The 25,193-nt window shown below is 32.6% G+C and carries 17 protein-coding genes; 12 read left to right on the top strand and 5 right to left on the bottom strand.

The annotated features are described in order from the left end of the window. Positions 1-4: 4 nt before the first annotated feature. Together QZU81_RS04775 and QZU81_RS04770 are read right to left on the bottom strand one after the other, a co-directional pair. A complete protein-coding gene (locus QZU81_RS04775; RefSeq protein ID WP_295589713.1) occupies positions 5-1,552 on the bottom strand; it encodes a glycosyltransferase family 2 protein in 1,548 nt (515 codons plus the stop codon). Between the two features lie 13 nt (positions 1,553-1,565). Then, positions 1,566-3,965, bottom strand: coding sequence for a glycosyltransferase (locus tag QZU81_RS04770; RefSeq protein ID WP_295589711.1), 2,400 nt, complete (start codon positions 3,963-3,965; stop codon positions 1,566-1,568). A 293-nt stretch (positions 3,966-4,258) separates the two neighbouring features. Here QZU81_RS04770 and QZU81_RS04765 point away from each other — a divergent pair, with 293 nt between their 5' ends. Next, positions 4,259-5,818, top strand: coding sequence for a phosphorylcholine transferase LicD (locus tag QZU81_RS04765; protein WP_295589708.1), 1,560 nt, complete (start codon positions 4,259-4,261; stop codon positions 5,816-5,818). 102 nt (positions 5,819-5,920) lie between these two features. Here the strand turns inward: QZU81_RS04765 and QZU81_RS04760 are convergent, their stop codons facing one another. After that, positions 5,921-8,572: a hypothetical protein gene (locus QZU81_RS04760; protein ID WP_295589706.1), complete on the bottom strand. Its 2,652-nt coding sequence runs from the start codon at positions 8,570-8,572 to the stop codon at positions 5,921-5,923. Positions 8,573-8,741: 169 nt separating this feature from the next. Between QZU81_RS04760 and glf the strand changes: the two genes are divergently transcribed. Continuing rightward, positions 8,742-9,839 carry a UDP-galactopyranose mutase gene (gene glf, locus QZU81_RS04755; protein WP_295589704.1) on the top strand — a complete coding sequence of 366 codons (1,098 nt, stop codon included), beginning with the start codon at positions 8,742-8,744 and terminating at the stop codon, positions 9,837-9,839. A gap of 54 nt (positions 9,840-9,893) precedes the next feature. Here glf and QZU81_RS04750 read toward each other — a convergent pair whose 3' ends face one another. Beyond that, a complete protein-coding gene (locus QZU81_RS04750; RefSeq protein ID WP_295589702.1) occupies positions 9,894-10,949 on the bottom strand; it encodes an FkbM family methyltransferase in 1,056 nt (351 codons plus the stop codon). Between the two features lie 65 nt (positions 10,950-11,014). Between QZU81_RS04750 and QZU81_RS04745 the strand changes: the two genes are divergently transcribed. The 4 genes from QZU81_RS04745 to QZU81_RS04730 are packed head-to-tail and all read left to right on the top strand — an operon-like array spanning position 11,015 to position 15,978. Beyond that, the gene (locus tag QZU81_RS04745) at positions 11,015-12,724 is read left to right on the top strand and encodes a glycosyltransferase (RefSeq protein ID WP_295589700.1); all 1,710 of its coding nucleotides are present in this window, start codon (positions 11,015-11,017) and stop codon (positions 12,722-12,724) included. Beyond that, entirely contained in the window at positions 12,721-14,487 is a 1,767-nt protein-coding gene (locus QZU81_RS04740; RefSeq protein ID WP_295589698.1) for a CDP-glycerol glycerophosphotransferase family protein, read from the top strand. The genes QZU81_RS04745 and QZU81_RS04740 overlap by 4 nt, the downstream gene beginning before the upstream one ends. Positions 14,488-14,502: 15 nt before the next feature. After that, a complete protein-coding gene (locus QZU81_RS04735; protein ID WP_295589696.1) occupies positions 14,503-15,309 on the top strand; it encodes an acetyltransferase in 807 nt (268 codons plus the stop codon). 57 nt (positions 15,310-15,366) lie between these two features. After that, positions 15,367-15,978: a class I SAM-dependent methyltransferase gene (locus tag QZU81_RS04730; protein ID WP_295589694.1), complete on the top strand. Its 612-nt coding sequence runs from the start codon at positions 15,367-15,369 to the stop codon at positions 15,976-15,978. A gap of 21 nt (positions 15,979-15,999) precedes the next feature. Here QZU81_RS04730 and QZU81_RS04725 read toward each other — a convergent pair whose 3' ends face one another. After that, positions 16,000-16,983: a glycosyltransferase gene (locus QZU81_RS04725; RefSeq protein ID WP_295589692.1), complete on the bottom strand. Its 984-nt coding sequence runs from the start codon at positions 16,981-16,983 to the stop codon at positions 16,000-16,002. A 311-nt stretch (positions 16,984-17,294) separates the two neighbouring features. Here QZU81_RS04725 and QZU81_RS04720 point away from each other — a divergent pair, with 311 nt between their 5' ends. From QZU81_RS04720 to QZU81_RS04695, 6 genes are all read left to right on the top strand, one after another. Further along, positions 17,295-19,169 (top strand): right-handed parallel beta-helix repeat-containing protein, encoded by a 1,875-nt coding sequence (locus tag QZU81_RS04720; protein ID WP_295589691.1) that lies wholly within the window; start codon positions 17,295-17,297, stop codon positions 19,167-19,169. A gap of 7 nt (positions 19,170-19,176) precedes the next feature. Beyond that, the gene (locus QZU81_RS04715) at positions 19,177-19,392 is read left to right on the top strand and encodes an Ig-like domain repeat protein (RefSeq protein WP_295589689.1); all 216 of its coding nucleotides are present in this window, start codon (positions 19,177-19,179) and stop codon (positions 19,390-19,392) included. 106 nt (positions 19,393-19,498) lie between these two features. Then, positions 19,499-21,787: a right-handed parallel beta-helix repeat-containing protein gene (locus QZU81_RS04710; RefSeq protein ID WP_295589688.1), complete on the top strand. Its 2,289-nt coding sequence runs from the start codon at positions 19,499-19,501 to the stop codon at positions 21,785-21,787. Positions 21,788-21,870: 83 nt separating this feature from the next. Next, a complete protein-coding gene (locus tag QZU81_RS04705; RefSeq protein ID WP_295589687.1) occupies positions 21,871-22,848 on the top strand; it encodes an SGNH/GDSL hydrolase N-terminal domain-containing protein in 978 nt (325 codons plus the stop codon). Beyond that, on the top strand, positions 22,823-23,890 hold the full coding sequence (locus QZU81_RS04700) for an SGNH/GDSL hydrolase family protein (protein ID WP_295589685.1): 1,068 nt from the start codon (positions 22,823-22,825) through the stop codon (positions 23,888-23,890). The genes QZU81_RS04705 and QZU81_RS04700 overlap by 26 nt, the downstream gene beginning before the upstream one ends. Positions 23,891-23,957: 67 nt before the next feature. Next, positions 23,958-24,728, top strand: coding sequence for an ABC transporter permease (locus tag QZU81_RS04695; protein ID WP_295589683.1), 771 nt, complete (start codon positions 23,958-23,960; stop codon positions 24,726-24,728). Positions 24,729-25,193 lie beyond the last annotated feature (465 nt).

Genomic DNA, 25,193 nt, shown 5'->3' with positions numbered 1-25,193 from the left:
CTCATTAAACTGCACCCCATTCAACAAGAAGGTCTACAGTTTGACCATCTTCAACATCAATTTCATGGGAAAGTGGTTCATCATGCCAAATAAATGCAGGATTTTCAATAACGTTCTCATCATCAATCATTAACTTAGTGTATTTAACATAAATAGGAATTCTGTTGTCGTAATCATCTCTAAAGTCAATACCTCTAAGTGTTACATTTAATTTTCCATTATTGATACATCGTATTTTTAAGCGAATGTTGCCCTTTTTACTTTGAATTTGGGTTCCGATACCTTTTTGATTTGTAAACCATTTAGGTTGGGTAACTGTTGCATCCATGTCGGAATTCTCGATAACTTCCACCTTATTGTCTTTTCCTCCGAAGTTTTTAATGTCAATTCTGCCAGTGATATATTTTGATAAAATAGCTGAATCCTTACCGGAGGATTTTTTTGCAGAATCATCATTGTTGATTCTTTCATTGATTTTTGTCTCTTTGTTTTTGAAGTCATCAAGAGAATTAGCGGTCAATATTAAAAAACACTTTTTGAGCAATGGAGTTGATAATAGCTTATTGTTCCAAATTCTATAGCTTAAAATTAATTTTTTAGCTTTCATAAAAAAGTCATAATCATCGGAACTGCTTAGATAATCAGTAATCTGTTTTATACGGAATTCCGCGATTTGATCTTCGAATCCTTCAAAATACTCGTTTCCGGAACCGAAAACATCATTGACTATTTTAAAGCCGGTTAATTCAAAATCATTATTGAAATTGTTATTGAGATAAATGAATAATTTCTTCTTATACCTTTCCACCAAATCAAAGTATCCTTTTTTCTCTAAAATATCATAAGTAAGTTTGTAATGAGTGATGTAGTCATGTCTTTTAGGGAAACTGTTTACCTTGCTTTCAGCACCCCCTCCGGATTGGAAATGATGACCATACAAATCAACAGGAATAACTGGGATTTCACTGGTTGAAACAATAGCTTTAGCTAAAAATGGAGGATCCTGTCCTCTTTTCAAATCAGGGAAATAAATCTCATAATCCAATAGGAAGCTTCTTTTGAATATGTTCTTATAGAAAGATAAAGGCAATCCATAATCACTTGGTGAAATAACATCCTCTTTGGATATGAATAGATAATCCTTATTATTATAGAAAATGTTATCAACGATTTCATCATTTTCATTTATGAATTGAAGATTAGCTGAAATCATGTCCGCATTGTTGATACTGGATGCATTATACATTCTTTCCAATGCGTCAGCATCTAAAAACTCATCATCGGCATCTAAAAAGGCGACATATTCTCCAGTGGCATTTTTAATACCGTTATTTCTAGCTATTCCTGAACCTTGATTCTTTTGAGTCAATATTTTGATGAAATCATATTTTTCACTCAATTCATTCAAGAGTTCCAAAGACTTGTCGGTAGAACCGTCATCAATGCAGATTAGCTCCACATCTTTCAATGTTTGTTTTGCAACACTTTCTATTGATTTTTCTAGAAAATTATAACCGTTATAAACCGGCATCACTATAGAAACTTTAACCATCAAAACCACCCAATTATTTACCCAATTTTAATGTTTTTTTAATTTTTGAACCTGTTGAAGAATTATTTTTGTCATTTAATTCCGTTAATTCACTTACTTCTTTTTTCAGGTACTTGTTATCTTCAGTCAATTTATAAATCTTTAATTTTAATTTTTCATTGTTTTCCAATAATGAAGCAATGTTCTCATTTAAACTGTTTCTTCCATCAATTAATGAATCTGCAGCACTGCTTAAACCTTGCACTTCAAATTCAGGATTGAATATCTTTTTAGCAGCCACTAACTCATTTCCAGATGATTCATTAATTATAAATTTATGTAAATTGAGTTTGTATTCTTCAAATGAATTTGATGACAGCACAACAAAGACTTCCCTAATTACGCTGTTGGTTAGTAAATTGTTCTCCCAAATTGGAGTTTCGCTTAAAGTATTTTTAGCATAAATGAAAAATTTCTGGTCATTGATGTTATTCAATATCAATTTTACTTTGTAAAGCATGAACTCATCGGAATAGTCATCGAAGTAGCGTTCATCCTCACCAAAGACTTCATGAACCAAATTGAATAGTTCAAGGTCATTTTCATTACCGAAATGAGTTAAATATGTTATAACTTCTTTTTTAAACCTGTGGGCCACTTCACTAAATCCTGCATTTTCCAAAATGTCAAAGGAAGACTTGAAAGCAATCAGATGGTTTTTCTTAAATGAATAATCGAATAGCTTGTTATTGAATCCTCCTCCAATACTCCAATTGTATCCGTATAAGTCTACAGGCACTGTGTAAATCACAGAAGCTTCAGCCAATGCTTTTGCTAAAAATACCGGATCCACACCACGCTTAAATGGAGGGAATCTGACATTATTTTCATCTAAAAATGATTTTTTGTAAATATTTTTATAAAATGCCCAAGGAATTCCATAATCCTTCGGGTCCATTGTGCCATAATCATCACAATATGCATAATTGCCGACATCATAATTGAAGTTTGCCATTAAATCTCCTTTCAGATTGGTTCTCTTGAGATTTCCTGCGACAATTTCTGCATCATTTTTAATTCCATAATTATACATTTTTTCCAAAGCAGTATCATCAACATAGATGTCATCCGCATCCAGGAATGCGATATATTCCCCGCTGGCTTCACCAATACAGCGGTTCAATGCAGGCCCTGCACCCTGGTTTTCCTGTGTGAATACTTTAATAAAATTATATTTCTCTTCAAATTCCCTTAAAATCTTCAGGGAGTTATCTGAAGAGCCATCATTAACGCAAATGAGTTCCAGTTCATCCAATGTTTGGCTAATGATACTTCCAATTGATCTATCAAGGTAATTTTCAAGATTGTAGACCGGCATCATGATTGATATCTTGATAGGAGTGTTAGGGTCTCTAGGAGCCATTCTTCTCAATCTTCCAGAATCGAAATCCTCCATTATGTTTTTGTACTCCTCAGGAGTTTCTGATTCAAGCGCATAATTGAATATTGCTTGGTCACGTTTGGACAATCTATTGAAAACCTCATCAAAGTTGCTTTCCTGTTTGATTTCATTAAATGATTCCTTAAGTGCATCCAGATAACCCTGCTTAAATTCGTCTCTGATTAATCTGAATCTCATGTATCCGAGGTCAATCCTTCTGTGATAAAGAATGTCCTCAAATTCGTGGAAAACACCAAATTTTTTAAATACTTCCCAAACTAATCTCATCACATCAATAGAATCTTTAAACTGAGGCCCTCCAGAAACTGTAAATGAGGAAGAGTGCCAACGGCGTACGAAATAATGTTGCCTATGGAAATATATTCTCTCAGCACTGAAAAGAACTTCCCAGAAGAAAACATTATCTTCAAAAACAAGCCCCTCAGGGAATTTTGCACCGGATTTTACAATGAATTCCCTATTGTATAGCTTACTCCAAGGAGTTACGGTAATGGTAAATATGTAATCTTTAATGTCACGCCAGTTGAATACCTTATCGCCAATGAAATCGGCAAGTGCATTCATACTGTAGTTTTCTTTTTTAATCAATTTATTTGTATCCATATAATAATTAATGGATTGGAAAATCACAAAATCAAGATTTTTCTCTTCCGCAATATTATATGTGTCTTCAAGAGCAGTTTCAACCTTTAATATGTCATCAGAATCCATCAAATAGAGATATTTCCCTGTTGCCATGGACATTCCCCTATTGGTCGCCACAGCATGCCCTCCGTTTTCTTGGGAAACGACAGTGAATCTTTCGTCCCTTGCAGCATAGTCGTTTAAAATATCCAAGGACCCATCTGTAGATCCGTCGTTGACACAGATAATTTCAATGTCCTTCATTGTCTGATTAACAATACTATCCAAGCATTCTTCCAAATAATTTTCCACATTATACACGGGAATTACAACAGAAACCTTAACCATTAAAAAACCTCATTTATAAAAGAATCAACTAAAATAATTTACAATATAAGTTTGATATATTATAGTTAACTATATTATTATTCTAATATAAAATTTTCTTTAAATATAGTAAAAACCCATTTAAAAAAGGATATTTAATTTGAAAACATGAAAATTAAAATTCTATTTACCTTTTTTTAAAATCATCGCAGAATACTTAGAGTTTATAACATATAATAAGATTTATAATGTTAATGTAAAAAATATAATATCAATAATGTAGGAGATTCTGTTAATTACAAAAGGTTGTTAATATGCAAGAGAAAACCAAAATCATTTTAGATGATGATCAAATTAGAACCGAACGAAAAAATAATTTGATGAACATTGAAAATACGATTAAAAACCATAATAAAGGAAAATATGATTTAATTACTTCAAATATTGATTTAACAACTGATGAGAAATTTTGGATAATAGATAAAGGAGCCAAATTTAATATCAGCCCAGATACTGGAATTAATTTCTATCATGAAATGTCCTCTATGCTTAAAGGAATTATCTTAAATCATCCTTTAACTGGAGACTTCAAATTAAAATTTAAATTAAACTATCAAGTTTTAGTTAACTTCTATTTGGGAACTGGTACTTTAATTAATTTTAGAAATAAAGACCTCAAAAATGATGTTGCATTGAAAACAAACGTGTGGCACGATATGGAATTTACTAGGAAAGATGGAATAGTTTCCATAATTGCAGATGGAAATCTAATTAGAACTGTTGCATCTGACGAAACATTGTTTGTTATTAGAGTCTTTAATGACAATCGTGAAGTAAACATTAGAGAGTTTCATGCTAAACTTGGATCAATTGACACCGATGAAACCACGCCTGAAAATAGGGAATTATTAGAAGCAAGAATTGCATATTTGGAAAATCTTATTAAACATCCAGATGATGAAGTTCCAGAATTAAAAAAAGAACTAGAACAATATAAGATTATTACTGATAGAGTATTGGATTCATACAATTACCTGTTTAATAATATTTACCTAGATTATGAATTAAAACCTAAGAAATTATTTAGCGACCTCCAGACATTACTTCTTGAATTGATGGAATTTGTAAGAAACGTTTGTAACAAATATGATTTAGAGTTTTGGATAGATTTTGGAAATCTCTTAGGTGCTGTCCGCCATGGTGGTTTTATTCCATGGGATGATGATGCAGACATCGGTATGATTAGGGAAGATTTCATTAAATTCGAAGAAATTCTGCAAAAAGAAATTGATGAGCACAACCTTGGTGAATATGTTAGAATAGCATATCACCCTCGAAAAATTGATAATCAACCCGTGGAAACATTTATGGCTATCCGAGTTTATTCCGAAATGAAATCATACAAAGGCAAAAGAATAATTTCTAATATTGACGTGGTACCATACGATTTTATGACTGAATATGAAGAAAAAGGATTTAAACAAAGAGTCAAAGCGAGCAAAGAAAATCTGTATAGAAATAAACTTAAAAATGTCAGTAGAGAAGAATATCTGAAACAATATTATGATGAATTAAATTTAACTTTCGAAAGGTCAAAATATATTATTCCAGGTGTTGATGCCCTCGAAATCAACAGATCAGTAATTGAAACTAAAAACTTATTCCCTCTCAAAGAAATAAAATTTGAGGACAGAATGTTTCCATGCCCAAATAATCCGCACAGGTACATGAAAGGCAGTTATGGCGATTACATGAGCATACCTAAAATACTTCATAAGCATAGAAGAATGTCAATGCTTAGATATAATGAAAACAATGATGAAGTGTTTGAAAAAATTATCTCAATATTTAAGGAAGTGAATGAAAACTTCTGAAAACTAATCACTAATTTAAAATTAAATTTTTAATATTAAATTTTAACAAAATAAATCTCATTTATAACTAGTGTACCCTATTTCCATTAAAAATATTAATTATTAACAAGGCGTCCATTCAATATGGACTTTCACCATTTCTCCATTTTCAACATTTTTATTATAAATGAATGGATGATTATGATCAACAACAGTATTATCCCCAATAATATCATCATCGTTGACAATGAACTTGGTATAATTAATAAAGATAGGAATTCTTTGATTACCCATTTTGAATGATACTCCCCTCAATTTAAGGGACAAATCTCCATCATCAAGACAAATTAATTTAAAGTCTATAGCGTTATTCCTATTAGTAATACTTAAACTTGAATTGGGATTTTCCATCCAAGTAAGTTTAGATAGATTCGTATAATCATCAATTTCGGCAAGTTTTAATGTGTTTCCTGTTTTATCTTTTCCATCTAAATAAACATCAATTCTTGCAGTATTATATTTATTTAATTTATTACCTACTCTTTGAAGAATTTGCCTTCCTTCATCTTGGTAGTCACTAGTGTTGTCAAATGGTTTCCACTCAAAGCAAATGTCTAAAATTTCTGAATCTTTTACAGGACGGGTAATCAGGTAAGGTTTGCCATGAGTAACTAGAGAACTATCCTCCAAAAATTCTTCACCATTAATAGTGCATTTTGTATAATCAATGAAAACTGGAAATCTCTTTTGATTTTTATCTTTAAGATCCCTAGATCTAAGGCGGATATTCAATTCCCCATCATTTATGCATTTTACTTTTAAATTTAATGAACCTACATGACTTAAGATAATCAAACCATTTCCGTCAGACCCTCCAAGCCATTCTGGATAAGTTAATTCAGAGAAGTTATCGGATTTTTCTAAAATTTCTATATTATTATCTTGATTTCCCATATTCATCAGGTCAATTCTTGCAGTTCCATAATTCAATAACAACTCTCTTGAAATTGGTGGAACACTATCATTATTGCCATATTCCTCCTCAATGTGACTGGTCAACCATGATGAAAATGAATAATCCTTTTTGGACTGGCTGAATTTTATGTCATTTATTATTTTCATTATTGAAAAAATTGGAAATGCATATTGTAATGGGAAATATTGCTTTGTTTCAATACTTTTTGAGATATTATTATACAAATTATCTGTGAAATATTTCTTAAATTCCATTTCAAATTTTCTTGAATAGAAAATTTTCTTCAAGTATTCATTCACTGCATAATTTGTTCCTAAAGGATAATTGAAATTTTTCTTATTCTCATTTATCTCTCCTATATTTATAGGAGGTCCTGAAATAAATTCATAATGCTTAGGTTTGAATGGTTTTATTCTGTTAATTTCTTTAGCAATTCGAATAGTTTCCGCATCTATTTCCCTACCTCCCTGAACTCTGAATTTAAGTAATTTTGGACAGTACCTCAAGAAAATTACTGCCATTAAAATGTTTTCATCATCACAATTTTTTGTTGTCAATTTTAATTTATTTATCTCAGAATCCAAAAGTGGAGTAAATCTAATTAAATTCCTCATATAACGTTCTACAGATAGCTTACCAAAATGATTCTTAAATCTATTTTCACTGTACAATAAGTCAATTATTCTTTTTGAAGTGGGGTCATCAATTTCAAATTCTTCAGCTACCCTATTAATATTTGATTGCATTAATCTTAAAGAAGGTTCTATTAAACTGTTATCAAATCTTTTAGAATTTTTTTCTGTATTTAATAAGAATTCCTCAGGATTTTTTTGGTTGTAACTTCTTAATTTCTCTCCACCAGCACCACTAAATGAGTATACTGGTTCTTCGCTTTTATAGAAAATATAATTCATTTGATTATTAAAACCCAATTTAACATTAAATGATATGTTTAATATGGTTAAAATGTCCTTAAAAGTAATTCTTTTTTCAAAGAATACTTCCTCATTTAACTTAAAATTAAATTCTTTTGCTATTTCACTTGCAATTTCAAAATCTTCCTGAATTGATTTATTGGTTTTATGATTCATAGACCCAATTTTTACTTTATTTAAATCAATGTTTGAACATAACGCGAAAATAAATGTCATCCTTGAGTCAAATCCACCACTCAAATCAATTATTATATTGTTGGTTTTCGCCTTAATAGACCTAAGAATATTAATATATTTATAAAACCAATTATCCAATACCTCCAGTCCTTCTTTGGAATCTAAATCGATTGTTTTTTCTTTAAAATCAAGTTTATCAAATGAAACAAATTTTTTCCACTTATCAATATGCACAATATAATTTCTAGGTATGGACATTACTTCATTAATTAATGTTTTTTCAAAAATATGTGAACATAATCCTGCAGAAATTAATCCATAAGCATAATCTGAATTCAGGGTTAATTTAAAATCATGTTTTAAAAATTCCACTAATTTAAGGAATGAATTGGATATAGCAAAATAATCATCTTTCCTAAATAAATATAATCCATAACTTCCGTTAATATCCTGAAAAATAGAAATATCATTATCTCTGACATCTATGTAAACATATGCACCCTCTCCGGCCAATTCTTTTTTGACCTTGCTTGCATCATATATAACTTCATCACCATTTAGTGCATATCCATATAATTTATTTTCTAATGAATTAATGTTATTTGAGTCAATAATAAAAAATTCATCCCCAAATAATTTTTCATATTCACTTTTTTCCGTTCCACTAATGTCATTGAAACTTTCCATAATGAATAATTTAATTGAATAAACATATAAAAATATTGTATTATTTAATTGAAAGTGCATCTAGTAATTGCAACATCAATTAAATGAATTTATGTGATGTATAAAGAACACTTTTTTATATATTTGATGCAACATATATCTAATTAATATTACGAAAAGGAGAATGAAAATGAAATATGATTTTCTAATTGTAGGATCCGGCTTATTCGGTTCCGTATTCGCCCATGAAATGACAAAGAAAGGTAAAAAATGTTTAATTATAGAAAAAAGAGGCCATATTGGTGGAAATGTTTATACTGAGGAAGTGGAAAACATTAATGTCCATAAATATGGTGCGCATATATTCCACACAGACAAAAAGGAAATTTGGGAATATATTAATCAATTTGCTGACTTTAACAGGTACACAAACTCCCCTGTTGCCAATTACAATGGAGAATTATACAATCTCCCATTCAATATGAACACATTCTATCAAATGTGGGGAGTAAAAACACCTCAAGAAGCCAAAGACATTATTGAAAAGCAGAAAAGCGAAGCGAATATTGAAAATCCTAAAAATCTTGAAGAGCAAGCAATCTCCCTTGTCGGTAAAGATATATATGAAAAACTTGTAAAAGGATATACCGAAAAGCAATGGGGAAGAAAATGCGAAGAATTGCCATCCTCAATTATTAAAAGATTGCCTGTAAGGTTTATTTTTGATAACAATTACTTCAATGACTTATATCAAGGAATCCCCATGGGAGGATATACAAAAATCATCGAAAAGATGCTTGATGGAATTGAAGTCAAATTAAATACAAATTTCTTTGATGACAAAGAAAAATGGTTAAATATTGCCGACACCATCCTATTTACTGGAATGATTGATGAGTATTATGACTATTGTTTTGGTGAACTCGATTACAGAGGATTGGACTTCGAGTTTGAAACCTTGGATATTGAAAACTATCAAGGAAATGCCGTCATAAACTATACTGATGCCGAAACTCCATATACCAGAATAATTGAACATAAACATTTTGAAGGATCAGAATCTCCTAAAACAGTCATTACAAAAGAGTATCCGAAAACTTGGATAAAGGGTGAAGAAGCTTATTATCCTTTAAATGATGAAAAAAATTCGGAATTGTTCAAAAAATATCAGGAATTAGCTTCCAAGGAGGAAAATGTTATCTTCGGTGGAAGACTAGGAATGTATCAATACTTTGACATGTGGAAGGTTATTGAAGAATCCTTGAAACTTGTGGAAAAATTTGATTAAATTATCATTTTCCATTCTTTAACCTTTAAAAAAAACCACCATCATCATTAAATCTTAAATCAATTTTGTCCTACATTTGACAACCGTATCTGCTAAAAATGGCCATGGATGGTCCTTTTCTATTTCAAATTCATATCCCAAACCTAAATTTGCAATCCAGGGAATAATCTCAAAAAAGTCTGACGCCTTATGGTAAATGCTTATTGTTAAAATCGGCTTTTGGCTTTTGATGGTCTCAATAGCTCCTTTCAGCAAATCCATTTCAGCCCCTTCAACATCCACACTTATCAATCCTATATCCAGTCCATTATCCTCAACGAATTTGTCAATTGTTGTTTCTTCAACCTTGATTTCCTTGTCATGCTTTCTGATATTCGGATCATTGGTTATTCCCTGAACATTATCTCCAGCCAAAAACAAGGTTCTTTCACCGTTTATATCGCCTAAAGACTTGTTGATAGGAACTATGTTTTCGATATTGTTATCTTTCACGTTTTTGTTAAGCAAATCAAAGGATTCCTGGAAAGGTTCAAATGCATAAACATTTTTTTCTGTAATCTCTGAAAGGGGAATGGCAGTATCTCCTGTGAAAGCACCTGCATCTATTATATGCTTATCCTTAATAAAATCCATTTCCCCATCGTTAAATCCTAAATCAATAAACATGTGCAGATTATAATTTCCATTGAAATTATATTTTCCGATTTTATTGTCCTTGCAGTTATTTTTCCTAAACTCAAGGAATTTTTCCTGATTTTCAAGCTCTTCATCAAAATACAATGAGTCCTGTCTAATCATGTTCACCATCAATACCCTAAGCAGAATCAGTTTGAATTTTCTTTTTGCGTCGCTGTCCAAATTTTCGGTAACATTCTTTAAGATATCCTCAAAATCATCTTTTAGGTAGTAATCTAAGTATTTCCAATTGCAGAATGAACTGGCATCGTCATAAATTTCAAAAAACTCATTTTTTAAATTCTTCTGCTTGCTCTCTTTTAGGTCTTTTATTTCATTCCTAAGAGATTGGTTCTCATTTGTCAGCCTTTCGTTTTCCTTTTTGTAATATGCATAAGAATTGCTTTTGGATAAAATCTTTTCTTTAAACGACACAAAAACTCCTCGATTATTATATTTGAAATCAATTTATATATAATATGTTTTTCTAATATATTATTATGAATGAAGTCTCTGTAATTATTTCCGTTTCTAATGACTCTATTTATTTTCCTACATGTTTTGAAAGTGTTTTAAACCAGAACTTCCAAGATTTAGAAATTATTTTAGTCAACAATGCAGAAAATAATATCGATAAATTGATAGGGCAATATTGTGAGAAATTTAATGATGTCCTAGTTGTAAATGATTTGGAATCTGCAATCAATGAGGCCGACGGAAAGTATATCAGTTTTATAGACAGCAATGATTATCTTAATGAGGGCATGATTGAAAAATTAGCCAATGCATCTGAAAAAAATGATTTGGATATTGCAATGTGCCAATTGACCTCACATGATGATTTAACAAATGAATTTGATGAAGACCTGCATGATTTATCATTAGATATCTTAAAAGGATTGGAAAAAGACGTTTTCAATCGTGACGATATTATTGATGTCATTACACGAATTTATTCTAAACCTTTCAATAAACTGTTCAAATCTTCATTTCTAAAGGACAATGAAATTGACTTTACCGAAAACAAGTTTCATGATGAAATATTTTTCTACGATACAATCCTAAAAGCGGATAGGATTTCACTCGTCAAGGACCCTCTTTATGTTAGAAGATTCAATAACCGTTTCATAAAGGGGGAGAGCTATGGTGACTATACCGACATACTCTTCGCTTTCAGGTCAATAAAGGAAAAACTGATTGCCGCCGATTGCTGGCAATTCTGCAAAGTTGATGTCGTGAATCTATACATTAAAAGAATTTTTCACTATTTCGCAATTACTTCAGATGAACACAAAGAAGAGTTTTATAACGAGTTTAAAAAAGAATTGGAAGATTTGACTCATGATGAGGCAATCTTTTCCAAATTAAGTGCTCAGCATACCTTAGCCATCAGCAGAATTCTGAATTCAAAAGATTATTCAGATTATCTGAAAACCAGCGACAAATTGATTTCCGTAATTATTCCATGTTATAATGCAGAAGATTACATCCATGAAACTCTTGACTCTGTAATTGGGCAGACCCTTGATTTTAGAGGAAATATCGAGCTTGTTTTGGTTGATGATGGAAGCCGGGACGATACACTGGAAATCTGCAGAAGATATGAAAAGAAATACCCTGACAACATCAAAGTGATTCATCAGCAAAATCAGGGACAGGCCACCGCCAGAAATGTGGGGCTGCAATATGCAACCGGAAAATATGTCAATTTCCTTGATGCCGATGACACATTATGGAAAAATACCTTTTCCAATGTCATAAACTTCTTTGAACAGCATTATTCCGAAATCGATCTGGTTGCCTTTCCGATGTACTTCTTCGGAAGAAAAACGGGAAATCATCTTTTAAACTATAAGTTCAAAAAGACAATGGTGGTTAATCTTGATGAATACTGGGACTATCCTCAGCTGTCCGCTTCATCTGCAGTGTTTAAAAGAAGCCTTTTCGACAAGTTTGAATTCGACACCACATTAATCAGCTCTGAAGATTCAGTTATGGTCAATAAGATTTTGCTTGAGAAAAAAGCATATGGAGTTGTTAAAGAGGCGGGTTACAACTATCGCAAGCGTTTTGATGAGTCTTCAACCATTGATACCACTATTCAGGATAAGGAATTCTTCAATGGCCGCCTAAAAGGATATTTCCGAGAATTAATCGACTATTCAAAAGAAAAGGTGGGATACGTTCCAAAGAATTTAATCAGCACATGAGATATGTCCTTGCAAACATCGACGATGAAGTTATAAACTTCCACTTTAAGGAAGACCCCTATAAAGTCAGGAACCACATGTACAGAATCAAATATGATGGTTTTACATTAAGTACTGAAAATGATCAGGTCTCCATCAGCATTCCCGGTCAGAAGCTGGATACTTTAAATGACCATATCTTTTATTTGGACATTGTAGAGATTAAAAATAACACCCTATACATTTCAGGAGTGCTGTCTTCATATTTCAATAGCAAGGATATGGATATCGTGCTTATCAAGACCGTTAATGGAGCCGAAGAGGTTTTTGAATCCAAAATCGTCAGCTACAGCAACAGGAGGGAATCATCATATTCAGAATCCCAACTCTGCTTTGATTTCGAAGTTCCGGTTGACTCAAGTGAAAATTCAACTGTCAAGCTTCAGGTAAGGTTCCATGACCATGGCAGGGACATCCCAATTGACCTGTATGTAAAATTCTTAAATCATGCAAGACTATCCCATTTCTCCACCTGCGCTGTATGGGACGATTATCTGATATCATTTAAAGACAACACATTTTTCATAACTAAAGCCAGTTATTTAAAACTTTTAAAATATGAATTGCGCATTCTTTTAAGGTTAATTTATCACAGATGGCCATATTGGACTTCAGCGTTCTTTTTCCATTTGGCATATGTAATCCTATTTCCGTTCTACAGGAACCGGAAAATATGGATGGTTATGGACAGGAAAGATATGGCTGACGACAATGCGGAACATTTCTACAGATACGCAAGCAAAATGGAAGACGGAATCGACAAATACTTTACTATTTCCAAGGAATCAAAAGACTTCAATAGATTATCAGAGACATTCAATAACGTGATTCCATATTATTCAATTAAGCAAAGGCTACTGTACATATTTGCAGACAAGATCGTGTCATCCCAGGTGGATGATGAAAACGTGAACCCATTTTTTGGAAAGCACATCCAGCTATACGCAGGAATTGCCAATGCAGACAAGATATTCCTGCAGCATGGAGTCATAAAGGACGACATGTCCAATTGGCTTAGGAAATATGATAAAAATGTGCAACTGTTAGTTACTACTGCAGATATCGAAGCGGAATCATTTAAAAAATACGAATATCATTACAGAGATGGAATTGTGCAGGTATTGGGGCTTCCAAGGTATGACAATTTAGAAAACAACTCCAAAAGCAAACAGATTCTTATTATGCCTTCCTGGAGACGCAGCCTTATTCATTTGGACAATGACCAGATTGCAAAATCACAATATTTCTTAAGGTTCAATTCACTAATCAACAACGAACGCTTAATAGAATTGGCCAAATCCAAAGGATATAAAATAATATTCAAACCTCATCCAAATACATTCCGCTTCATTGAATTATTCGAAGAAAATGATTATGTCACAATCGACAGCGAAAGCAAATATCAGGACCTGTTCAACAATTCTTCATTGATGATTACAGACTATTCAAGCCTTGCCTTTGATTTTGCATACATCAAAAAGCCTTTATTGTACTACCAATACGGAAATGACTATCACTTTGGCGACCAGTTCTTCGATTATGAAACTATGGGCTTCGGTGAAGTCATAAAAGATGAAGACAAACTAATCGATGAAATCGAAGAATACTTGAATAATGACTGTGAAATGAAAGATATCTATCGTGAACGTGCGAATAAATTTTATAGGTATAACGATAAAAATAATTGTAAACGTGTTTATGATGCAATTTTAAAAATAAAATGAATGAAGGAGTGACTTATGGAATCCATTAAGGATATTAAAAATCGTGACGATTTAAGAGATAATGAAATTATAGGAAATCCTAAACTATCCAATACAACAATAGCATTTACCGGAAAAAATAACATTTTGGTCTGTGAAGACAATATCAACATTGTCAACAGTTCCATCAGGTTTCATGGGAATGATTCTGTTGTTTATCTTGGATATACAAAAAGCAATTACGCTTTAGACCTAAATGTTTTCCAGAACTGTACAGTATTCATCGGAAAGGACAACAAGCTAAGCCCTACAATGCACATCAATGTTCAGGAACATCAGAATTTCATCATGGGCGACGACTGTATAGTCGGAAGTAATTTCAATGCAAGAACTGCCGATGCGCATATCGTCTATGACATGAATTCCAAAAAAAGAATCAATCACAGCGCAAGTGTGTTTATAGGAGACCACGTATGGCTAGCGCATCAGGTTTACGTTGAAATGGGTGCAAGAATCGGTTCAGGTTCCATCATCAACAACAATTCACATGTTTATAAACATTCAATATTAAAATCCAACAAACTATATTCCGGAAATCCTGCAACAGCCGTTCGTGACGACGTATTCTTTACAAAAGAGTACACCGGAAACTTTACTGAAGAAGAAACAGTGAACTATGACGATTACAACAGCAGAATATTCATGTTTGATGTCGTAAATGGTGAAAGCTTAGATACTGCTAAAATAAACGATTTGATTCTCAATTTAGAGCCTGAGAAAAAAATAGAGTTTATAGAAAAGCTGTTTATTAGAAACAAGCTTCACAATCGTTTTTCAATTTAGATTAAATTTAAATAATATGATAAAAATATAAAAAAAATAATTATAGGAGAAAATAACATGCATAAGAGCTCATACTTAAAAATGAAATGGTTTAAAAACAAATATCTCAACACCTCTGCCAATTTAAGAATTTTGGATGTGGGATCCTTAGACGGCACCGGTGAATTCAATTATCGCGAAATATTCAACGAAAAAAACTGGCATTATACAGGACTGGACTTCCAAGACGGAAATAATGTGGACATTCTCGTAAGCGACATCTACAACTGGACCGAAGTGGAGGACAATAGCTATGATGTGGTAATTTCCGGCCAACTATTCCAACATTTGGAATACTTCTGGTTGACAATGAGCGAAATTGAACGTGTTTTAAAACCTGGAGGCTATGTGTGTATTATTGCACCTGCAGCAGGTCCAAAACATGGCGGAAATATGCCAAACTGTTATAGATTCAGGGAAGACGGCCTTGCAGCTATGGCAAAATATGTCGATTTGGAAGTCTTGCATACTGAAGTAAACGGCAGTGACAAAGCTGCTCCATGGCATGACGCTTGTCTGGTTGCTCATAAAACCGGCTCTAGCGAAGTCAGTGAAACAAAAAAACTAGAAAACAGAATGGATAATCTCGAAAATAAATTAGATGCCATTTTGCAAGCAATTCAAAAATAGAAATTCGATTTTTCTATTTTTTTACTCATTTTTTATAAATTCCTCATAATCCTTTGAGTTGACTACAAAAATAAAATGCATAAAGTACTCATAAGGAATGCTATTTACCTCATCACTGCTCAATTCAAGGGAATAATAAAATTCCTTAGTTTTTTCAAAAAATTCCTGTTTGCTATCATCATCGATTGATTTCAACTTATTTCTTAGCTCAAAGATAGTGAAGTTTATGAACTCCTTTCTGAATTCATTGAACATATCAATTTCAACCAGAAAATCAACAATTCCATATAAAACGTCAAAAAATACAATTGCCTTGCTTGTCTTAACAAAAGAAGTCTGCAGAGATGCATGTCCTGAGCGGTTGTAATGATAAAAGGTTCCATCGACATATGAAATCTTTTTTGCCAAAAGAGTTGTCTTTATGTGGAATTCCACATCATTGTAGATTTTATGCCCTGGGAAAGTGATGTTATTGTCTCTTATAAAAGAGGATTTGTAGAGCTTATTCCATATGACACCATATTCCCCATCAAAAATCCTGTCTCTGAAATATTCATAATCAAATACACGAATTTGATAATTGATGTCGTCGCTTTTCTTGAAATGAATTAAAGCCAAATTCCTATCATTTGGGAAATGTCTCATGGAATTAAATAATATTAAATCGCAATCCAACCGACTTGCCTGTTCATATAACATTTCACAGGTTTCCCTTTCTATATAATCATCGGAATCGACAAATAAGATGTATTCTCCACTGGATTCTTCAATGCCCCTATTTCTTGCAGATCCCGCACCAGAATTTTCCTGTTGATATATCTTGAAACGAGCATCTTTTGATGAAAATTGCTTTAAAATATCAAAAGATCCATCACTGGACCCATCATCAACACATATGATTTCAATATCCTTTAAAGATTGATTTTCAATTGACTCTAAGCAATTGCCTAATAAATCTTCACTGTTGAAAACTGGAACAATAACCGAAACCTTTGGAGAATCCACAAAATCACATCAATAATTTCTTCAATGAATATTTTTGACCAATTTATACTATAAACATTGCTAATAATTATTAAATTGACATTTAATTTAATCACTGCAATTAGTTTACATAAATAATCATTAAAGTTTCTAAAAAATGACAAAAATATTTGTCAATACATCAACTTCAGTTATCAATATTTAAAAATATCACTAAAATGACGAATTTTTTTAAAAAAACATTCAATTTAGCTCCAAAATCCTTAAACTACTCCTATTTATAATAGAAAGAATAAAAATGAGTGTATAACCAATAAAAGGTGAAAAAGGATATGAAGATAAATATTAAATTTATTGCATTATTAGCCATCATATGCCTACTCTCACTATCTGCAGTATCTGCAGATGGAGATAATCAAACTGATACCGGCGATTTGCCGGCGACTGATGATGCTGATAATGGCATGGTAAATAATGATGATGCTGGTCAAGAAACGGACGGAGGAGAATCCAATATTCAGAAGACACTAAATGAAGTATTAAAAGGAAATAAGATTAGTGCAGCAAATAATAATGGTGTCGAAGATGGAGATACAATTGTATTGGATAAAGATTATGATTTAGACGCAACTATTTGCATTGATAATAAAATAACACTTGATGGACAAGGTCACACCCTTAATGGAAAAAATACAGTTAGAGTTATTGCGGCTCGTACAACCGATGTGACTTTACAAAACATTATTTTTAAAAATGGACAATCCGATTCAGGTGCTGGAGTATGGGCTAAAGAAGGTAGCATTACCCTTATCAATTGTACATTTATCAATAATAAAGCTACTGGTTATGGTGGTGCATTTTATAGTCCTTTGAGTGGAAATACAATCATAAATTGTATTTTTGAAAATAATACTGCTGCTCAAAGCGGAGGAGCATTAAACATTAACAACAACGAAAATACCCTCATAAATAACACTTTTAAAAATAATGTGGCTACATCCAAAAATGGAGGGGCTATAGCTATCACAGGTCAAAATACCGCAGGTCAAAATATAATTAAAGGAAATACATTCGAAAACAATAAAGCAACCAAAGGTGACGCTGGAGCTTTATACTTAGATAAAACAAATGGTGATGAAATTAGCGATAATATATTCATTAAAAATACAGCAATGAGAGGTGGAGCTGTCAGTTTATATGAAGCAGGATACTCAACAATTACCAACAATACATTTACAAGCAACAATGCAACTGTACTGGGTGGTGCTGTAAGAGAATCTATTACTGATTCCGATACTAAAACAACCATTTCAAACAACAAGTTCAAAAGCAATAGTGCGCCAAATAGTGGTGCATTGCACATTGACGGAAGCAAAGTGGAAATAAACACAAATGAATTTGACGGCAATAAAGCTACACAAGGTTACGCCGGTTCCATGCAAATCAACGGAAATAACATAAAAATCTTAAACAATAATATCTCAAATACAAACGCTAAAACTAACGGTGGAGCAATCGTAGTGAAAACAGGCACTTCAATAACAATCCAATCAAACAACATTACAAATGCAAACGCTAACGATGGTGGAGCAATCCATGTGGAAAGCGGTGCAGCAACAATCAAATCCAATAATTTCACCAAATGCAGTGCATCAAATAGAGGAGGGGCAATTAAAAGTGATACAAAAGTCATAGTCACAGAAAATACTTTCAAAAGCAACACCGCAACTGATAAGGGATCAGACATACTGATTTATTATACAGGCAGCAAAGTTTCTCAAATAAAAAATAATGACTTTGTCACTTACACCACTAAATCAATAGTTACTTTTAGTGTACCCGTTGAAATCCAAGACAACAAAGGAATTAAAGAAACACTCAAAATAGAGACTTTAAACAAAAACTATGCTGTTACAACCACTACAAAATACTTGACCGTTGTCCTTAAAAATTCAAGAGGAACTGGAGTTTCAGGCAAAACCCTTACCATTTCACTCAACGGCAAAACCTACACAGGCACAACCAATGCAAATGGTAAATACAAAACCAAAATTGCAATTTCAGCAATCAAAAAATACTCCTGTACAGTTAAATTTGCAGGTGACGATACTAATCTCGCTGCCAAAAACTCATTCTACCTATATGTAACCAAAGCAGCTACCAATAATAAGTTCCCCTGCAAAAACATTCAAGAAATCAGCAGTTAAAAAAGTCGTGGTAACCCTTAAATCCGGTAAGAAAGTCCTTGCAAAGAAAAAAGTTACTTTAAAAATCAATGGTAAAAAATACACAAAAACTACCAATGCAAGAGGTAAGGCAACAATTAAAATTAAAATAACCAAAAAAGGTTCCTTCAAAGGAACCCTGAAATATACAGGTAACAAAACCTATAAGGCATGCACCGGTAAAGTTACAATTAAAATCAAATAATTTGGCTAAATGCCAAATTTATTTTTCTTTTTTTAAAATCAATATAATACCTATTTATACAACAACAAATAACAATAATATACATAAAAACTGTTAGGTAATGGGTATGAAAGCAAATTTAAAAATTATTCCATTATTTTTGATAATATTCCTGCTATCATTATCTTTTGCATTTGCAAACGAAGATTCAGAAACAGATATAATTGAATTGGAAGAACCTGATACTAATTATGATAATTTAGCAATTAGTGATATTGATGAAAGCATTGCAGCAGGCAATTCTGCTAAAGCAAGGACATTCACAGAGTTGGAAACTATTTTTAATAATTCTGAAGTTGGAGACACCATTGATTTGGACTCAGATTATGAATATGACACTGATTTCAAGGATATCGGCGTTGAAATCATCAATAAATCATTGACCATCAATGGAAACGGACATACATTAGATGGTAAGAACAAAGCAAGAACCCTGAATATACTTGCGGATAACGTGGTTTTAAACAACATAACTTTCATTAATGGTTATTCGGCCGAAAGCATTGGAGCCTTACGCTGCCATGGTAATAACATCATCATTTCCAATTGTACTTTTATCAATAACAATGCTAACGGATCTTCTGCAGGCGACAGGGACGGAACTGGAATCGTTGGCGGAGGAATTTATATAAACGGTAATTACAACCACATAATTTACAACACTTTCATAAACAATACAGTTGGAGGCAGTGGTGGAGGACTTGCCCTTGATGGAAAAAGCTGCGTAGTCGAACACAATTATTTTGAAAACAACAAAGCTCTCCGCCACATGAACGGTGGGGCTATGCAGATTGGAAGAGGCCAGAACAGCATAATAAGATATAACATATTCAAGGACAATTATGCCGGAATGGGTGGTGGAGCAGTTGAATTACAGCACAGTTCCGGAGATTTGATTGAAAACAACACTTTCATACACAATGGTGCCGATTATGGTGCAGGCATCAGCATTTACAACACAAGCTATTTCACTTTGAGGAACAATGAATTCACAGAAAACTATGCTGATGGAGAATTGGGTCTTGGTGCGGCCGCAAGAGTTTATTTGATTGACTTTAAAACCACAAGCATTATTACAGGAAACAAAATTAGAAATAACAACGCATCAGTAACAGGAGGAGCATTCTATATCTATGGAAACAACATCAAAATAACCAAAAATACATTCATCAACAATACTGCAGCCAAACAAGGTGGTGGCATAATCAATGCATTGGGTAACGATATTTCAATATCCGACAATGAAATCAGCAGCAGCACTGCAGGCACATGCGGTGGTGCGATTTATATCGATGGAAACAATGCGAAAATAAGCTCAAACAGAATAACAAATTCCAAAGCTGTTACAGGCGGTGGAGCAATTTATGTAAAAGGAAATAACACAATCATCAACAAGAACAATATCATAAATTCCACTGCAGGATCTCACAGCGGTGCAGTTTATGTTGAAGGAAAAAACGCCGTAGTTTCAAATAACCAATTTACAGACAATACTGCGGCCAGCTTTGGCGGTGCAGTATATGTCAATGGTGCAAATGCCAATATCTACAAAAACAGTTTCATATCAAACCATGCAGGTAAAGCCTCAAAAGGAGGGGCGATAAGAACTACTGGAAGCAGTGCCAAAATAACAGAAAACATTTTCAATAAAAATACCGCAGGAAAAGGATCAAGCATCCTTGTCTGGAATGGAGACAACACAAAAATAACCAAAAACAACTTCATGGACTATAACTCCAATTCCATATTGTATTATGGAAAAAATCTCAATATTCAAGACAATAAAGGAATTATTGATAAAACAAAATTGGTGGTTTCAGCCAAAACATATTCCATTACAAGCTCCAAACCATTAACTGTTACCCTTCTCAATTCCAAAGGGTTGGCAATTACCGGCAAGACAATTTCAATAAGGGCAAACGGCAAAACATACAAAGCCATAACCAATTCCAAAGGTAAAGTAACAGCGAAATTGAAATTGCCTAAACTAGGAAACTACAAATGCATAATTAAATTCAACAAGGACAAATATAACTTGGCATCATCCAAATCACTCTTTTTGAAAGTGAAAAAACAGACAACAAAATTAACAATGCCTAACAAGAAATTTAAAAAATCTGCAAAAAGCAAGAAGGTTACAATCACATTGAAAACACCGGCTGGAAAGGGAATTGCAAAGAAAAAAGTTACATTAAAAGTCAATGGCAAAACCTACAAGAGAATTACAAACTCTAAAGGTAAAGTGACAATAAAAATTAAATTGACTAAAAAGAAAACTTACAAAGCAGTTGTTAGATTTGCAGGTGATAAAAAATACAAAGCAAGCAAAAAGACTGCTAAAATTGTTGTTAAATAATTTCCGCGGAAAATTATTAAAAAGATAATGACTTTCTTAAATTATATATTAAATTAATGACATAAATTGTATGTACGAACATTTTGGAGAGTGTAAGAATCATATTGGATTTATTGCAGGAAAGCTTGAATAATGGAAACTCAGTCAAGCCACATATCTTTAAGTTTGAAGCTGATGCTCAACGATTCAGAATCCATTATCAGATACCTGATGAGCTTTCCGGAAATTATCCTCATATGGGCGTTACTGCCAGAGAAGGAATTCACGTTTTATATAGAATTAGTGGCACTACACAATGGCTTAATGTAGATGCCTATACTTATAGAAATTCACCAATAAACGTAAATATGAAGTATCTGGCCAATGATGACCAATCTTACGAGATTTTAATATATGGGCCAGTCTTCAGCGAAATCAAATTGCTGAAAATTGAAGTTGAAGACAGCTCAAAAATCACTCTTCTAAGCAATGACATTTCAAACGATCTTCTTTTTGTTGGAGGAATTCACAGTTCCGGTATCGGATGTACCGCATCAGGAGTGATGTTTCCAAATATACTTGCAAGAAGATTTGACAAGCACTTCCAGAATATCTCTTTTAATGAAATCAATTACCTGAAAACAATTCATGAAAAGTTAAATAGCTATAACCTAGGAAAATATGACACCATAATTCTAGAATTGGATTACATCCGTCAAGATGAAGCTGTTTTTGATAAATATGCTGAAAAAGTCATTAAAAAATTAAAATCAAGATGCAAAAATTTAATTTGTTGGTATGCAATTCCCAAATCTGAGGAAAAATATTCCAAATTGAATGAATTTGCGGAAAAATATTCCAAAAAAAGAGGCATCACAATTCTCGATTTGTCATTCATTTATGATGAGGAATTTTCAGAAATGTGCACTCACAGTAAAAATTTCATTAATGATACTGGGAATATAATGATTTATAAGAAGTTATATGAACAAATTAACCAAAAGGATGAAGAACCGACCAAATCTAATTTAAATGAAAAGTTAAGGGGGTTAAGAAATGGAATATTTAAATTCAATAGATGATTCCATAACAAGTGTTGATGAGAATAATATTGAATACATCGATTTATTCCAGCACCCAGAATTAGTTTACGGCACCTTAAATTTATCAGGTGAAGGATTGGATTTCTGCAAATACCCTCAGGATGTTCAAAAGGAAATGGAAAGATATGGGGAGCTTGCCGTCAAAGAAATGGCCAATTTGAACAGTTCCGCCTGCGGAACTAGATTGCGCATATCAACTGACTCAAAAGTTTTAGTGCTTAAAGTCAAATTGAAAAGAAAATGGGAATATCAAAAGATGACCAACTGGAATGCATCCGGATTTGATGTATATGCATTGAAAAATGACAAATATTCCCACAGGACAGTATTTGGACCTGCCAGCGGCTATGACACATTTTCTGAAGTCATAAATGTTCCTCAAAATGGAAAATTATGTATTTTCCTACCCAATTACAACACAATAGAAAAAATGCATATCGGAATAGAAAAAGGAAGCGAAATTGCAAATTTTGACTATCCTGAGCAAAACAGTTTACCAGTCATATTCTATGGAAATTCAGTGACACAGGGAGCTGCCGCATCAAGAAGCGGGAACACATTTCCTAATGTGGTCAGCAAAAAGCTTAATAGGGACATCATTAATTTATCTTGTTCATCATGCTGCAGGGGAACCCTGGGCATGGCAGATCTAATTGGTGAAATAAGCTGTTATGCAATCGTGATCGATTATACCAGAAACGCCCATGCTCCTGAAGTCTTCATCAAGTCCCATGAGAGATTTTATAAAAGAATCAGGAAATACCATCCTGATGTGCCAATCATCCTATTAACATCAGAATGCTTTAACGGCTGGAGCGTATATGATAAATTTGATGAAATTGTCAAGACAACATACGCCAACGCTATTGAAAATAATGAAAATACATTTCTCATAAACCAGCACGAACTATTCAGTGCGGATGAATATGATTTTATCACCATCGATTCATCCCATTATACAGACTATGGCATGTTCAAAGTGGCTGATGAAATTTGCAAATTACTTAATAAAAATGAGTAAAAAACTCAAGACAATTTTAAATAAGAAGAAAAACTAAATCTTAATTAAAAAAAATATTGTTGGTTATATGAATATATTAAATACTAATCACCTCTTTTTACTGCATGAATTAGTTAAAAAGAATTTTTCATCAAAATATAAAGATTCATCATTAGGTATTCTTTGGAGCCTGTTGAGGCCGTTATTAATCATGATGGTATTTACCATTGTGTTCTCAACAGTGTTTGGAAGGACTATTAAGAACTATCCAGTTTACTATTTAGTAGGTAGAACCGTGCTTGATTTTTTTAATGGAAGTATAACATCTTCAATGAATGCACTTAGAGGTAATAGAAACATTTTGATACAAACGGCTGCACCTAAACATATTTTCGTGTTGGCCTCAGTCATTACTGAGTTTCTTAATTATTTGATTAGTTTAATACTGGTAGTTGGCGTGATGATTGCAACCCACGCTCCATTCTACTTCAATACAATCCCATATATGATAATTCCAGTCATATCATTGATAATGATGACTACCGGTTTTAGTTTAGTTGTTTCAATATTGGCCGTTTACTATTCAGATATAATACACTTATGGGGAGTAGTTTCACTGTTAATCCTATATACATCAGCGATATTCTACCCTATGGACATTATTTCTGAACCTTTCCGCAGCTATGCAATTTTAAGTCCTGTATTCTGGATTATCGATCAGGTCAGGGATTATGTATACTTAGGAACAATGCATTCCATGTCAAATACAATCAATTCAATGCTGCTTTCCATTATCATATTAATATTTGGAATAATCGTATTCCAAGCTTATAGGGACAGAGTTTCTAAAAGATTCTAGAGGGTTTTAAATGAGTGATAAAGAACAATTGAAATTTACAAAAACAATAACAAGTTTAGAAAAAGAAAATCCTCAAAAAACAGAAGACGACATTAGGCGTCAAAGAATAAAAGAGAACTTGATTAAAAAGTTTAATTTATCTGAAGATGAAGCTGAAGAAAAATTAAGGGAACTTGAAGGAAAATCTTGGAATAAAACCCCTGCAAAATCTCCTAAACATGAAAAAAATAACTTGAATAATAAAAAAACAAAACTTAAACGTCCTGAAAATTATACTCATAGTGAAACCATTACTCCACAGCATGTTTTAGATAGGCAAAAAGATGGAGTTAAACAGGGAAAACAAAAACAACAGAAAAAACAACCAAAACAACCAAAAACAGAACAACCACAAAAACAACAGAAAAAACAACCAAAAACAGAACAACCACAAAAACAACAGAAAAAACAACCAAAAACAGAACA

Origin of the sequence: uncultured Methanobrevibacter sp., assembly GCF_902770715.1 — an archaeon.
GTDB lineage: Archaea > Methanobacteriota > Methanobacteria > Methanobacteriales > Methanobacteriaceae > Methanocatella.
The sequence above is the reverse complement of the archived record's forward strand: the minus strand, read 5'-3'. Positions and strand labels throughout refer to the sequence as shown.